Annotated in this window: 13 protein-coding genes; 12 read left to right on the forward strand and 1 reads right to left on the reverse strand. The window is 46.2% G+C overall.

Annotation, left to right across the window (positions count from 1 at the left end; translation table 11 throughout):
* The gene (locus FILTAD_RS01695; protein ID WP_124068772.1) at positions 1-486 is read left to right on the forward strand and encodes an ECF transporter S component; all 486 of its coding nucleotides are present in this window, start codon (positions 1-3) and stop codon (positions 484-486) included.
* Positions 483-1,166 carry a hypothetical protein gene (locus tag FILTAD_RS01700; protein WP_124068773.1) on the forward strand — a complete coding sequence of 228 codons (684 nt, stop codon included), beginning with the start codon at positions 483-485 and terminating at the stop codon, positions 1,164-1,166. The genes FILTAD_RS01695 and FILTAD_RS01700 overlap by 4 nt, the downstream gene beginning before the upstream one ends.
* On the opposite strand, the gene FILTAD_RS01705 is transcribed toward FILTAD_RS01700, so the two are convergent.
* Positions 1,160-1,453, reverse strand: coding sequence for a hypothetical protein (locus tag FILTAD_RS01705; protein WP_124068774.1), 294 nt, complete (start codon positions 1,451-1,453; stop codon positions 1,160-1,162). The genes FILTAD_RS01700 and FILTAD_RS01705 overlap by 7 nt on opposite strands.
* A 140-nt stretch (positions 1,454-1,593) precedes the next feature.
* Between FILTAD_RS01705 and FILTAD_RS01710 the strand changes: the two genes are divergently transcribed.
* From FILTAD_RS01710 to pyrG, 10 genes are all read left to right on the forward strand, one after another.
* The gene (locus tag FILTAD_RS01710) at positions 1,594-3,741 is read left to right on the forward strand and encodes a (Fe-S)-binding protein (RefSeq protein WP_124068775.1); all 2,148 of its coding nucleotides are present in this window, start codon (positions 1,594-1,596) and stop codon (positions 3,739-3,741) included.
* Positions 3,742-3,909: 168 nt separating this feature from the next.
* On the forward strand, positions 3,910-5,103 hold the full coding sequence (locus FILTAD_RS01715; RefSeq protein ID WP_124068776.1) for an acetyl-CoA C-acetyltransferase: 1,194 nt from the start codon (positions 3,910-3,912) through the stop codon (positions 5,101-5,103).
* Positions 5,104-5,124: 21 nt separating this feature from the next.
* Complete coding sequence (locus FILTAD_RS01720; protein ID WP_124068777.1) at positions 5,125-5,976, forward strand: 3-hydroxybutyryl-CoA dehydrogenase; 852 nt, start codon at positions 5,125-5,127, stop codon at positions 5,974-5,976.
* A 79-nt stretch (positions 5,977-6,055) separates the two neighbouring features.
* Complete coding sequence (locus tag FILTAD_RS01725) at positions 6,056-7,192, forward strand: acyl-CoA dehydrogenase (RefSeq protein ID WP_124068778.1); 1,137 nt, start codon at positions 6,056-6,058, stop codon at positions 7,190-7,192.
* Positions 7,193-7,389: 197 nt separating this feature from the next.
* Positions 7,390-8,529, forward strand: a complete 1,140-nt coding sequence (locus FILTAD_RS01730; protein ID WP_124068779.1) for an acyl-CoA dehydrogenase — start codon at positions 7,390-7,392, stop codon at positions 8,527-8,529.
* A 14-nt stretch (positions 8,530-8,543) separates the two neighbouring features.
* A complete protein-coding gene (locus FILTAD_RS01735) occupies positions 8,544-9,179 on the forward strand; it encodes a TetR/AcrR family transcriptional regulator (RefSeq protein WP_124068780.1) in 636 nt (211 codons plus the stop codon).
* A gap of 54 nt (positions 9,180-9,233) precedes the next feature.
* The gene (gene icmF / locus FILTAD_RS01740) at positions 9,234-12,491 is read left to right on the forward strand and encodes a fused isobutyryl-CoA mutase/GTPase IcmF (RefSeq protein WP_124068781.1); all 3,258 of its coding nucleotides are present in this window, start codon (positions 9,234-9,236) and stop codon (positions 12,489-12,491) included.
* A gap of 132 nt (positions 12,492-12,623) precedes the next feature.
* Complete coding sequence (locus tag FILTAD_RS15735; protein WP_160117545.1) at positions 12,624-12,788, forward strand: hypothetical protein; 165 nt, start codon at positions 12,624-12,626, stop codon at positions 12,786-12,788.
* Positions 12,789-12,854: 66 nt separating this feature from the next.
* Complete coding sequence (gene rpoE, locus FILTAD_RS01745; RefSeq protein ID WP_203229617.1) at positions 12,855-13,418, forward strand: DNA-directed RNA polymerase subunit delta; 564 nt, start codon at positions 12,855-12,857, stop codon at positions 13,416-13,418.
* Positions 13,419-13,578: 160 nt separating this feature from the next.
* Positions 13,579-15,183, forward strand: a complete 1,605-nt coding sequence (pyrG, locus tag FILTAD_RS01750; protein WP_124068782.1) for a CTP synthase — start codon at positions 13,579-13,581, stop codon at positions 15,181-15,183.
* Positions 15,184-15,461: the final 278 nt, after the last annotated feature.

Genomic DNA, 15,461 nt, shown 5'->3' on the forward strand with positions numbered 1-15,461 from the left:
ATGAAGCTCAAACGACTTACTTTAACAGCGCTGTTCGCAGCGTTATGCGTCATAGGGGGACTCATCAAAATCCCGTCCGGCATCGGTTCGCTCGCACTCGACACAGTTCCAGCGCTCGTATCCGCCGCATTCCTGCCCCCTGTTTTCGCAGGGACTGCCGCCATGCTTGGACACGCAGCGTCAGCCATGAACGCGGGATTTCCCTTAGGACCCTTGCATGTAATTATCGCGCTTGAAATGTTCGTCATTGTCATCGCTTTTGCCCGTCTGCATAAGGCGGGGCATGACTTGTTGAAATGGGTATTTTTCATAGTAGCAAATGGATTGCTCGCGCCATTGCCATTCTACTTCCTAATCTCACCGGCATTTTTCATCGGTTCATTGCCATTTTTACTACTGGCAACAATCGTAAACGCGGTTATTGCGGCAGTTGTCATGCCAGTTATTCAACAAGCATTTGCAACTAGAAAGGGTCAACTGCGATGAGAAATGCAATCGATATCGGCGGCGATTTCATCGTGACCACTGATAATTCGGGGGGAATCGGCGAAAAGGCAGCCGATATTGTGCGTGTACCCGACCGCGTCACCGCTTATTTTGCCGCGCGCGTCGCTCTACTCGAACAATGGGCTGCCAATGCCCAACCCATCACCATACTTATCCATAACTTCAGCGGTAGCGAAAGTTGGGAAGAGTACAAAGCGGGTGTCAAGGATTTATTTCACGAGGCGGGCATTCCAACGCCCTCAATCAGCGGCAGCACGGAAACAAATATGCAGCTTCTCCAATCCGCGATGGCCGTCACGATGATCGGCAAACGGACAGCGGCTCCAGCTTTGGGAAAAAGTAAGTGGTTTACATACGGCACACCCCTCGTTGGCAATGAAGTACAAAACCGCACGGGAGAAATCGCATCCGTCAGTACTTTGCGTAAAGCAATTCAACACGGAATCGTCCAACAAATCTGGCCGGTTGGCTCGCGGGGCATCTTGGAAGAAGTCCGCACAATAACAGGAAATCACAAATCGCAAATCGAGACGATACTAGACACCACCAAATCAGCAGGCCCGTCAACCGTAGTTCTCTTAGCAATTGCCAAGACACAAATTGAACAAGCAATAAAGCATTTCGGCACCCTTTTGAATGAACTACAAATCCATCAGTAAAACCTGCATCCGCAGGTTTTTTTGTTTGGAATGAAGTTAGGTTGGCCTGCGCGCTCAAAGAATCCATCGAAGCGATCAATCGCATGCACCGCGCGCTCAAATATGCCGCCGAAGCGATCAATCGCATGCACCGCGCGCTCAAATATGCCGCCGAAGCGATCAATCGCATGCACCGCGCGCTCAAATATGCCGCCGAAGCGATCAATCGCCCGGCCCGCGCGCTCAAATATGCCGCCGAAGCGATCAATCACACCACACCCACACCCCCCAAAATCCCCCTCACCCACACCGAAAACTCAAAACTACCAAAACTTATCATTGACTGAACGCTCATTCATAATTTAAACTATGAATAGAGTATCGACAGAGTAGTTATTTTCAACTACACTATTCATAACGTTTAAACAAATGAAAGGGGAGAAAATGAATGGAGCCACTATTAATAGCCAACTGGGTATTATTCTTAACAGTTGTCGCTTACGCGCTCGCATTGTTCACATATGTACTTAAAACAAGAACACAATGGATCAAACTTGGACGGAAAGAAGAATTTGATAACAATGTAGGCGAACGACTCCGGAAAATTTGGGTCTTCGTATTCGGCCAAAAGAAACTATTGAAAGATAAGAAGAGTGGAGCCATCCACGTGATGTTCTTTTACGGATTCCTGCTCGTTCAATTCGGGGCAATCGATTTAATCTGGAAAGGGTTGAAACCAGGCTCGCATTTACCACTTGGTCCGGTTTACCCGTATTTCACATTCTTCCAAGAAACTGTCGTATTCATGATTCTTGTCGCATGTGTGTGGGCTTTCCACCGTCGTTACGTTGAGAAGCTTGTTCGTCTTAAACGCGGCTGGAAATCAGGTCTTGTCCTTATTTTCATCGGCTCGCTTATGCTTTCAACGCTTGTCGCAAACGGTATGAACATGATTTGGCAAGGACACGAAGCAACTTGGACTGAACCTGTTGCATCTGTCATTTCGATGGTGTTCGGTGCAATGCCGACAGCAGCCGTTGTCACGGTATTCTTCATCGCTTGGTGGATTCACTTACTGAGCTTGCTGTCATTCCTTGTCTATGTACCGCAAGGCAAACACGCCCACTTGATCGCAGGACCAGCAAACGTTTATTTCCATCGACTTGATAATGCCGGCAGACTGAAGCCAATCGATTTTGAAGCACTTGAAAGTGAAAATGAAGAAGACATCCCGCCACTTGGTGTAGGGACAATCACTGATTTCACACAACTGCAAATGATCGACTTTTACGCATGTGTTGAATGTGGACGTTGTACGAATATGTGTCCAGCAACTGGGACAGGCAAAATGCTGTCACCGATGGACCTCATTACGAAACTACGCGATAACCTGACAAATACAGGTGCGCTTGTCACTAAACAACAACCGTGGGTACCGAAGATGGCATTCGGTAACACAAAAGGGAACCAAATCGCACTCGCTGCTGGACTTGAAGGCGCGACGATGGATGACATCTACAACCCGTCACTAATCGGCGACGTCATTACAGAAGAGGAAATTTGGGCGTGCACAACATGCCGTAACTGTGAAGACCAATGTCCGGTCATGAACGAACACGTTGACAAAATCATTGACCTTCGCCGTTATCTTGTTATGACGGAAGGGAAAATGGACCCGGATGCACAACGCGCGATGACGAACATCGAACGTCAAGGAAATCCATGGGGCCTTAACCGGAAAGAAAAAGAAAACTGGCGCGAGGAACGTCCGGATCTTCATATTCCGACGGTAAAAGAATTGAAAAAAGCGGATGAAGAATTCGAGTACCTCTTTTGGGTCGGCTCGATGGGTGCATTCGATAGTCGTTCACAAAAGATTGCCCTTTCATTTGCACATCTTATGAACGAAGCGGGCGTCAAGTTCGCCATTCTTGGGAATAAAGAGAAGAACTCTGGAGATACACCGCGTCGACTAGGGAATGAGTTTTTATTCCAAGAACTGGCGACCTCTAACATCGAAGAGTTCGAAAAAAATAACGTTACAAAAATTGTTACGATTGACCCGCATGCCTACAACATCTTTAAAAATGAATACCCGGATTTCGGATTCAATGCAGAAGTCATTCATCACACAGAAATGCTGTATGATCTCGTTGTGCAAGGGAAACTGAAACCGGAACATGCAATCGATGAAACCGTCGTCTTCCATGACTCTTGTTATCTCGGAAGATACAACGACGTCTATGACCCGCCACGTGAAATCTTGAAAACCATTCCGGGCGTCAACCTTGTGGAGATGAAACGGAATCGTCAAGACGCAATGTGCTGTGGTGCAGGTGGAGGACTTATGTGGATGGAAGAAGATACAGGCCACCGCATTAACGTAGCTCGGACGGAACAAGCACTTGAAGTTAGTCCCGGCATTATCTCATCTGGTTGCCCGTATTGCCTGACAATGTTGTCAGATGGTACAAAAGCAGTCGAAGTTGAAGATAAAGTTGGCACTTACGATATCGCCGAACTACTAGAACGTTCTATTTTCGGTGAAGACTGGAAACCTGTTTTAGAAGAAGAATCGAAAACTATTTCACAATAAGTATGTTGCGACAATTTTGAAAGTCCGCTATACTGATAGATAGTAGATGACATATGATGGGAGTGGAAACACTCCCTTTTTCTTCACATTTCCGTTGAGCGAGCGTTCAGTCGCTTTGCTTAATTGAAAATGAAAACGCTATCAAAAATGGTATTGGAGGCGAATGGAATGACGAAAACAGTCATTATAGATGGAGCACGGACCCCTTTTGCAAAATTGGGCGGCGCATTAATGTCGTTGACTGCAAGTGATTTGGGCGGCATCGCTATTAAAGAAGCGTTGAATCGTTCAGGTGTCAAAGAAGACGAAATCGACGAAGTCATCATCGGAAATGTACTGCAAGCAGGTCAAGGCCAAATTCCTTCCAGACAAGCCGCGACGAAAGCGGGCATACCATGGTCCGTGAAAACGGAAACCGTCAACAAAGTTTGTGCATCAGGCATGCGCAGTGTCACACTTGGCGACCAACTTATCCGCCTCGGAGACGAAGAAGTAATTGTTGCGGGCGGCATGGAATCGATGTCCAATGCACCTTACTATTTACCAAAAGGTCGCTTTGGATTAAAAATGGGGGACACACAACTTATCGACGGCATGGTGTTCGACGGGCTTTCTTGTTCATTCTCACCGGATCACGTCCATATGGGTACATACGGTAATTTAACAGCAGACGAATTTTCATTGTCACGACAAACGCAGGATGAATGGTCGTTACGGAGCCATGAACGCGCATTACAAGCAATTGACGCAGGGATTTTCGCAGAAGAAATAATCCCGGTTGACGTCAAGCAACGCAAAGGGGATCCCATAAAAGTTGATACTGACGAAGCGCCGCGCCGTGATACATCACTCGAAACACTCGCTAAACTACGTCCGGCTTTCGGTAAAGACGGTACAATCACGGCGGGTAACGCACCGGGCGTCAATGACGGGGCATGTGCACTTGTCTTGATGAATGAAGAGCGTGCCGCGAAAGAAGGAAAAACACCACTTGCGACAATTATCGGTCATGCGGAAGTTGCCATTGAACCGCAGAACTTCCCGCAAACACCAGGACTCGTCATCAACGAAATTTTGAAAGAGACCGGTAAAACGCTCGAAGAAATCGACCTGTTTGAAATTAACGAAGCGTTCGCGGCAGTAGCGCTCGCAAGTTCACAAATTGCAAAAATTGACCCTGAAAAAGTCAACGTCAATGGTGGAGCGGTCGCACTTGGACATCCAATCGGAGCAAGCGGGGCACGCATCATCCTAACACTCGCATACGAGCTTAAACGCCGTGGCGGTGGAATCGGCATTGCGGCGATTTGTTCGGGTGGAGGCCAAGGCGACGCAATTATGATAGAAGTAGCAAAATCATAAACGTAACGGGGGAATAAACATATGGACATAAAAAAAATCATGGTCATCGGTGCAGGACAAATGGGCGGCGGAATCGCACAAGTTTGCGCACAAGCCGGCTTCGACGTGAAATTAAATGACATCAAAGAAGAATCTTACGCAAAAGGGCTCGCAGTCATTACGAAAAACTTGTCCCGCAACGTAGAAAAAGGACGCATGACAGAAGATGAAAAAGCGAAAACGCTCGGTCGCATCACTAAGTCATTCGATCTAGACGATGCAGCAGACGTCGACCTAGTTATCGAAGCAGCCGTTGAAAACATGGATATCAAGCGTACAATTTTCGGGCAACTCGATAAAATTGCACCTGCACATACAATTCTTGCATCCAACACATCTTCATTACCCATTACGGAAATCGCGGCAGCAACCAATCGCCCCGAAAAAGTAATCGGTATGCACTTCATGAATCCGGTACCCGTCATGAAACTCGTTGAAATCATCCGCGGTCTTGCAACGGCAGATGAAGTTTACCAAGCAGTAGAAGACATGACGAACAAATTAGCGAAAGTACCCGTCGAAGTGAATGACTTCCCGGGGTTCGTCGCAAACCGCATTCTTATGCCGATGATCAACGAAGCCATCTACACACTTTATGAAGGTGTGGCAAAAGAAGAAGCAATCGACGAAGTCATGAGGCTCGGCATGAATCATCCAATGGGCCCGCTTCAACTTGCAGATTTCATCGGACTCGACACATGCCTCTACATCATGGAAACCTTACATGAAGGATTCGGCGACTCCAAATACCGCCCATGTCCATTGCTTAGAAAATATGTAAAAGCAGGATGGCTCGGTAAAAAGTCAGGTCGTGGCTTCTACGTTTACAACTAATCGGAAGTTCAAAAAAACGGGTGGATGTAAAACGACAGGCCATCTTTTTTGAACCCTTAACTAAAGGAGCACAAACTCAATGGATTTACAGTTCACCCAAGAACAGCAGATGATGCGCGACATGGTTAAAAACTTTGCGAAGACGGAAATAGAGCCTTTCATTCCTAGAATGGAAGCGGGCGAATTTCCACGTGAAGTGTTGAAAAAAATGGCTGCACTCGGACTGATGGGCATCACCGTTCCTGAAGAACGTGGCGGAGCGGGTATGGATTTCGTCTCCTATATTACGGCGATCCACGAACTATCCAAAGTGAGCGCAGTCGTTGGTGTCATCCTTTCCGTCCATACATCGGTCGGTACTAATCCAATCATGTATTTTGGCAATGAAGAGCAGAAAAACCGCTACTTGACGAAAATGGCAAGCGGCGAATACCTTGGTGCATTCTGTCTAACAGAATCCTCAGCAGGGTCGGACGCGGGGTCATTGAAAACACGTGCTGTAAAAAAAGAGGACCACTACGTACTCAACGGTTCAAAAATGTTCATCACAAATGGTGGGGAAGCGGACGTTTACATCGTTTTTGCCTCCACAGAACCCGCAAAAGGAACGTACGGCATCACAGCATTCATTGTCGATAAAAACACGCCGGGTCTCATCATCGGAAAAGATGAACAAAAAATGGGCCTTCACGGTTCGCGGACTGTCCAACTAACTTTCGAAGATATGAAAGTACCAATAGAAAATAGACTCGGCGCTGAAGGCGAAGGATTCAAAATCGCCATGGCAAATCTAGATGTCGGTCGTATCGGAATCGCAGCGCAAGCACTCGGTATTGCAGAAGCAGCACTCGAAGCGGCGATAGACTATGCGAAACAACGTGTGCAATTCGGTAAACCAATCGCAGCCCAACAAGGCGTCGGCTTTAAACTTGCGGACATGGCAACAGCCGTCGAAGCATCCCGGTTACTCGTTTACCGCGCTGCCCAGCTTCGGTCGGAAGGCCTACCTTGCGGAAAAGAAGCATCGATGGCGAAACTATTCGCTTCCCAAACCGCAGTCGACTGTTCAACCGAAGCCATCCAAGTATTCGGCGGCTACGGCTTTACAGAAGACTACCCAGTCGAACGCTATTTCCGCGACGCCAAAGTAACGCAGATTTACGAAGGAACAAGCGAAATCCAACGCATCGTCATTTCAAAACATTTGACGAAGTAAATGCACCGGGTGTTCGCACTCCCCTGCCCAAGAAACACCAGTGTAGGAGTCAAACGGGGTAGCCGAAGCAATAAGACAAGAAACGCACCACCTCTAGGCTTATTGCGAGAGGCATCCCCTGCGACGAAGCGGTCTAAAGTAGGAAATCTATACCTGCTCTCAAGCTACATACAACTAAAAACAAGGTGGGAAACCAAATGAACTTCAAACTATCAGAAGAACACGAAATGATCCGCAAAATGGTACGCGACTTCGCAGAAAAAGAAGTAGCACCATCAGCTGCAGAACGAGACGAAGAAGAACGATTCGACATGGACATCTTCAAAAAAATGGGCGAACTCGGCCTAACAGGTATTCCATGGCCTGAAGAATACGGCGGCATCGGCAGTGACTACCTTGCATACGTTATCGCAGTAGAAGAACTTTCACGTGTATGCGCATCAACGGGCGTCACACTTTCAGCACATACATCACTAGGCGGATGGCCAATCTTCAAATTCGGAACAGAAGAACAGAAACAGAAATACCTTCGTCCAATGGCAGAAGGAACGAAAATTGGTGCATACGGCCTAACTGAACCAAGTGCAGGATCTGATGCAGGATCCATGCGTACGAGCGCAAAACGCGACGGCGACGACTACATTTTGAATGGCTCGAAAATCTTCATTACAAACGGTGGCATCGCAGATACATACGTCGTTTTCGCAGTAACAGATCCCGAGTCAAAACATAAAGGAACTAGTGCATTCATCATCGAAAAAGACTTCCCAGGCTTCTCGGTCGGTAAAAAAGAGCGGAAACTCGGCATCCGTTCATCACCTACTACTGAAATCATTTTCGACAACTGCCGTGTACCAAAAGAAAACCTACTTGGTGAAGAAGGCCAAGGTTTCATCATTGCTATGAAAACACTCGACGGCGGACGAAACGGCATCGCGGCGCAAGCAGTCGGTATCGCTCAAGGTGCACTTGATGCGGCAGTCGGCTATGCAAAAGAGCGCGTTCAGTTCGGCAAACCAATCGCAGTCAACCAAGGTGTCGGCTTCAAACTAGCGGATATGGCTACATCAATCGAGGCGTCACGACTTCTTACATACCAAGCGGCATGGCTTGAGTCGAACAACTTGCCTTACGGAAAAGAATCCGCAATGGCGAAACTGATGGCCGGCGATACAGCAATGAAAACAACAACAGAGGCGGTTCAAGTATTCGGAGGCTACGGTTACACGAAAGACTATCCTGTTGAACGCTTCATGCGCGATGCGAAAATCACACAAATCTACGAAGGAACGCAAGAAGTCCAACGTCTCGTTATCTCCCGCATGTTAACAAAATGATCGGGGGAACTTGAATGGATACAAAACGTGAAGTGAAATCGTCTATAAAAGATGAAAGTCTTATCGAAAAACGACGTGAACAGATGATCCGGGGGGCGGTGAAGCTGTTCAAAGAAAAAGGGTTCCATCGTGCGACGACCCGTGAAATTGCGAAAGCGGCGGGTTTCAGCATCGGAACGCTTTACGAATACATCCGGACGAAGGAAGATGTACTTTACCTAGTCTGTGACAGCATTTACAACGAAGTGAATACGCGTCTTTCCGCACTCGCTATCCAAGACGGTACAATCGAAGGGCTCAAAGCAGCCATCAAGCAGTACTTCAACTTAATTGACAACATGTCAGATGAATTCGTCGTTATGTATCAGGAATCGAAGTCATTGCCGAAAGACGCATTGCAATACGTTTTAACAAAAGAGATGGAAATGGTAGCCTTATTCGAAAATCTAATTCAGTCATGTGTGCAATCGGGAGAATTGCATATCGCTGATGAAGAAGTCGGCATCGCAGCGCACCACGTCGTCGTTCAAGGACAGATGTGGGCGTTCCGCAGATGGGCATTGCATAAAACGTATACAATCGAAGAATACATTGATATTCAGACGGCGCAGCTTTTCAAAGGGCTGCAAGGGGAACCGTCGAAATCATAAGCAGTATAGATTTCAAATATGAACGTTTATTAAAGCAAAAGGGGTGTTCCATATATGGCAACAGTCGAAATTTACGAACCGAAGAATCACATCCGATTTGTCACTGCATCAAGTCTATTCGATGGGCACGATGCATCCATCAATATCATGCGCCGCATTTTACAAGCTAGCGGAGCAGAAGTCATTCATCTAGGACACAATCGTTCTGTTGAAGAAGTAGTCAATGCGGCAATCCAGGAAGACGTCCAAGGTATCGCGATTTCGTCTTACCAAGGCGGTCACGTTGAATACTTTAAATACATGTACGACCTTCTTGAGGAAAAAGGTGCGCCACAGATCCGCATTTACGGCGGAGGCGGAGGAGTCATCATTCCGAAAGAAATAAAAGAACTGCATGACTACGGCGTATCATGGATCTTCTCACCGGAAGATGGCCGCAAAATGGGCCTTCAAGGCATGATCAACCGCATGCTGGAAGAATGTGATTTCCTTACTGCAGTGGATAACGAAATTAATTATCTTGACCAAGTGAGTACGGACAAACCGGAAGTGCTCGCAAACCTTATTTCGTATGCAGAAGAAATGTACGACCAAAACGATGCGGAAGCAAATCGTTTAATCGAAAAAGCCCGTTCACTTTCCAAAAATACGCCAGTCCTAGGAATTACGGGTACAGGTGGGGCAGGGAAAAGTTCTCTGACTGACGAATTAATTCGGAGATTCCTGCACGATTTATCGGACAAAAAAGTGGCAATCATCTCCATTGACCCCACAAAACAAAAAACGGGTGGCGCACTTCTTGGCGACCGAATTCGTATGAATGCCATCTTCAATAACCGCGTCTTCATGCGCAGCCTCGCAACACGCGGATCGCGGACAGAACTGTCAGGAGCACTTAGAGACGTGCTCGATATCGTGAAAACAGCTGGTTTTGACCTGATTATTGTCGAAACAAGCGGGATTGGCCAAGGGGATGCCCAAATCACCGAAGTATCCGATGCATCTATGTATGTTATGACAAGCGAATTCGGAGCGCCTACACAACTCGAGAAAATCGATATGATCGACTTTGCAGACCTTATCGTCATTAACAAATTTGAGCGTAAAGGATCAGAAGATGCGCTTCGCCAGGTCCAAAAGCAGTATCAGCGTAGTCATCTTTTATTCGACAAGGAACTGGACACGATGCCTGTTTACGGCACGATTGCAAGCCAGTTCAACGACAAAGGGACGAATTCGCTTTTCGCAGCCCTCGTCACTGTGTTGAATGAAAAATGCGGACTCGACTGGGAAACGTCATATGCACAATTCGTAAAAACGCAAAAACAGAATGTCATCATTCCAAACGAACGTCACCACTACTTACGCGAAATCGCAGGTACAGTGCGTGATTACCATAAAAAGTCCGGCCAACAAGTCGACTTCGCACGCCGTTTGTTCCAGCTGGAAGGCGCAATCGAAGTTGTCAATGAAAAATCACCTAATGATGCACTTACGTCTTCACTTCAATCACTTGCTGACGGCGTTCGCGACGAACTTTCCGCCGAATCAAAACGGATACTGGCAAACTGGGAACAGCTAAAAGAAGCCTATGCCGGTGACGAATTCGTTACGAAAGTACGCGACAAGGAATTGCGGACAATTTTAACAACAACAAGCCTATCCGGATTGAAGATACCGAAAGTGGCGCTGCCTAAATTCAAAGATTACGGGGAAATCCTTCGCTGGGTCTACAAGGAAAACGTGCCTGGTTCGTATCCGTATACAGCGGGCGTGTTCCCGTTCAAACGTGAAGGCGAAGATCCAAAACGCCAATTCGCAGGCGAAGGAACGCCCGAACGGACAAATCGACGTTTCCATTACTTATCGAAAGACGATGACGCAAAACGCCTATCGACAGCATTCGACTCCGTAACGTTATACGGTGAAGATCCTGATGAACGTCCTGATATCTACGGAAAAGTCGGAGAATCCGGTGTAAGCATCTGCACACTCGAAGACATGAAGAAATTGTATGCAGGTTTCGACCTATGCGCACCTGCAACCTCCGTGTCAATGACCATCAATGGTCCCGCACCGATTATTCTTGCCATGTTCATGAATACGGCAGTGGATCAGCAAGTGCGTCGCAAAGAGGAAGAAATCGGGCGCACACTGACGGTTGAAGAATTTACTGAAATGCGCGAAGCAACTCTCCAAGTTGTACGTGGAACTGTGCAAGCGGATATCTTGAAAGAAGACCAGGGGCAGAATACATGTATTTTCTCGACAGAATTTGCACTCCGCATGATGGGGGATATCCAGCAATATTTCATCGACCAAAAAGTACGGAATTACTACTCGGTTTCGATTTCGGGCTATCACATCGCGGAAGCGGGCGCAAATCCGATATCACAACTGGCATTTACACTGGCAAACGGTTTCACATACGTTGAGTATTATTTGAGCCGTGGCATGGATATTAATGACTTTGCACCAAATCTGTCATTCTTCTTCTCAAATGGTCTTGACCCCGAGTACACTGTTATCGGCCGTGTCGCACGTCGTATCTGGGCCGTGACAATGCGTGAGAAATACGGTGCCAATGAACGTAGCCAGAAATTGAAGTACCATGTCCAAACATCTGGACGTAGCTTGCACGCGCAGGAAATCGATTTCAATGATATCCGTACAACGCTTCAAGCACTTATGGCACTTCAAGATAACTGTAACTCGCTTCATACAAACGCATACGACGAAGCAATCACAACACCGACGGAAGAATCGGTCCGTCGCGCAATGGCCATCCAAATGATTATCACAAAAGAACTAGGCCTTGCGAAAAATGAAAACCCGCTTCAAGGTGCATTCATCATCGAAGAACTGACGGATCTTGTCGAAGAATCTGTATTGACGGAATTCGATCGCCTTAACGACCGCGGCGGCGTACTTGGTTCAATGGAAACACAATACCAACGCGGCAAAATTCAAGAAGAATCGATGCATTACGAGATGAAAAAACATACAGGCGAGTTACCGATCATCGGCGTGAACACGTATTTGAATCCAAATCCGCCATCCACAGATGACATCGATAATATGGAACTCGCACGTGCAACAAAAGAAGAGAAAGAAACACAAATCACCAACTTACGAGCATTCCAACGGACACATGAGGAACAAACGGCAGATGCGCTGAAAAAGCTGAAGGAAGTAGCTGTTTCAGGCGGCAATATATTTGCGGAGCTTATGGAATCTGTAAAAGTTGCAAGCCTAGGTCAAATCACCAACGCACTTTATGAAGTCGGCGGGCAATATAGACGGAATATGTAAGAATAGTTTTGATTAGAAAAATCCACAAGGGCGTAGGTTCCTTGTGGATTTTTACATTCTGCTATGGGACAATGAATACTATATAAGAAGGTTCAAAAGTAAGTGCAACTACAATCCGAAAGAGGCGTTGCCATGAAATTACATCAACATATTTTCATTATCGTGGTCCTTGTTATCCTCACTATTTTGTTATACGATAAAGGTTTCGGAGCCGTTCCATTTTTACTTGCTGCACTCTATCTGGGTTTTATTTCCATGAAAGAACTGAAACACTTCAAAAAGAGTAAAAGAATGTAGCATAATCGGGACAATACTGTTTATAATGGTAGGTATGCTTGTGTTTAGAGAAAGGACGAATGTCAATTGAATATCCATGAAATGACAAAAGACCAACTAAAAGAAGAATCCCTTATTAATATTGCCTTTGAGGTTTTGAATGAAACGCGTCAACCACTTACATTAATACAGCTAATGGATGCAATCCGTAAGTTGAACGGTATCACAGAAAAACAAATGAAACAAAAGATGCAACAATTCTATACAGATATGAATATCGATGGAAGATTCCTTGCTATCAATGATAACCGCTGGGGCTTGCGCGAGTGGTACCCGGTTGACCAAATCGAAGTCGAAACGGCTCCTGTTGTAAAAGTTCGCAAAAAGAAAAAGAAAAAGAAAGATGAACTTGAAGATGAGGATATCGAAGAAGACGATGAGGACGAGGATGAATTGTTCGATGAGGACTTCGATGAATTGGTTGATGACGAAGATGACGAAGATGATGATGACGACGACGAAGATGAAGTCGTAGAAATCGAAGCGGATCTTATTGAACCTGATGACGAACTTGAAATTATCCCTGATGACGAAGAGTTGGAAATCGATGAAGAAGATGAGGACGACGAAGAAGAAGAGGAAGAGGAATAATCTCTTGACATCGTCGGCTTGCCGCTATAAGATTTTACTGGGCCCTTAAAAAGGACAAAATGAAACAATGCATATGCGCTCCTCCTGTAGCAGAGACTACAGATGGGGCGCTTTTTGATTTTTTCAGCTTCTAACTAAAAAGATGACGGAGGAGAAAAATATGACAAAGTATATTTTCGTAACAGGTGGAGTCGTTTCATCACTCGGTAAAGGAATCAATGCGGCATCACTTGGACGTCTGTTGAAAAGTCGCGGGCTTCAAGTGACTATCCAAAAATTCGACCCATACATTAACGTCGATCCAAGAATGATGAGCCCTCTCCAACATGGTGAAGTATTTGTAACTGAAGATGGTGCGGAAACAGATCTTGACCTTGGTCACTATGAACGTTTCATCGACATCAAATTGAACAAGTTTTCTAACGTCACGATGGGGAAAGTATACTCTTCCGTATTGAATAAAGAACGACGTGGTGAATACAAAGGCGCAACCGTCCAAGTCATCCCACATATTACAAATGAAATCAAAAACCTCATCGAACGTGCCGGTAAAGAAACACATGCTGACGTTGTCATAACAGAAATCGGCGGCAGTGTAGGCGACATCGAATCTCTTCCATACTTAGAAGCGCTCCGTCAAATGAAAGCGGACCATGGAAAAAATGATGTCATGTATATCCATAACACACTTATTCCGTACCTAGCGGCGGCTGGCGAGCTGAAAACGAAGCCGACACAGCATAGCGTTAAAGAATTGCGAAGCCTCGGCATTCAACCAAATATGATTGTTGTCCGTAGTGAATACTCAGTTCCGCAAGAAATGAAAGACAAAATCGCATTGTTCTGCAACATTAAGCCGACTGAAGTAATCGAAGCACTTGATGCAGAAACGTTATATGAAGTTCCTTTACGTTTGAATGAGCAAAACATGGACAAGATTGTAGTGGATTTCCTAGAGCTTGAAACGGCAGAACCAGATTTGACAGAAGTGAAAGAACTTGTAAACCTAGTGAAATCACTTTCGACATCCGTTCGTATTGCTCTTGTCGGAAAATATGTCGAGTTGCCGGACGCTTACATTTCAGCAGTCGAATCCCTTCGCCACGCGGGTTACGGTTTCGATGCGGAAATCGATTTGAAATGGATCAATGCCGAAGAAGTAACTGCACAAAACGTTGCTGAACTATTAGCGGACGTAGACGGCATCGTAGTACCAGCTGGTTTCGGAGATCGCGGAGTCGACGGGAAAATCGAAGCAATCACATACGCACGTACAAACCGCGTTCCTTTTTTCGGAATTGGTCTTGGAATGCAATTGGCAGCTGTTGAATTTGCACGCAATGTACTCGGCTTGAAAAACGCAAACTCTGCCGAATTCGACAAAGAAACAGAAGACAAAATCATCGAAAACCATCCTGACAGTGACGGAAGCTGCGATCATGACGACTACTTCCGACTTGGCCTATACCCTTGTAAATTAAAAGATGGTACAAAAACAAAAGAGGCTTACGGCGAAGAATTGGTTTACGAACGTCACCGTCACCGCTTTGAATTTAATAATGCCTACCGTGAGCAATTCGAAGAAGCAGGATTCGTCAGTTCAGGAATCAGCCCTGACGACCAACTCGTTGAAATCATGGAACTGAAAGATCATCCATACTTCATCGGCTGCCAATTCCATGCCGAATTCGCTTCACGCCCAACACGTCCACAACCTTTGATCCGTGAATTCATCCGCGCATCAATCGACAATCAAAAGAAATAATTTGCATACAAACTGCAGAATCCCATTCGAAGGAATGGAATTCTGCAGTTTTTTTCATGTTCGCGCTCAATCCATCGCCCCGCGCGCTCAAAGCATCCAGTTACGCGCTCAAAGAGGTGCCCCACGCGCTCAAAGCACCCAGTTACGCGCTCAAAGAAGTGCCCCGCGCGCTCAAAGCATCCAGTTACGCGCTCAAAGAAGTGCCCCGCGCGCTCAAAGCATCCAGTTACGCGCTCAAAGAAGTGCCCCGCGCGCTCAAAGCATCCAATATCGCGCTC

It is taken from the genome of Filibacter tadaridae (genome assembly GCF_900609045.1).
Classification (GTDB): domain Bacteria; phylum Bacillota; class Bacilli; order Bacillales_A; family Planococcaceae; genus Sporosarcina; species Sporosarcina tadaridae.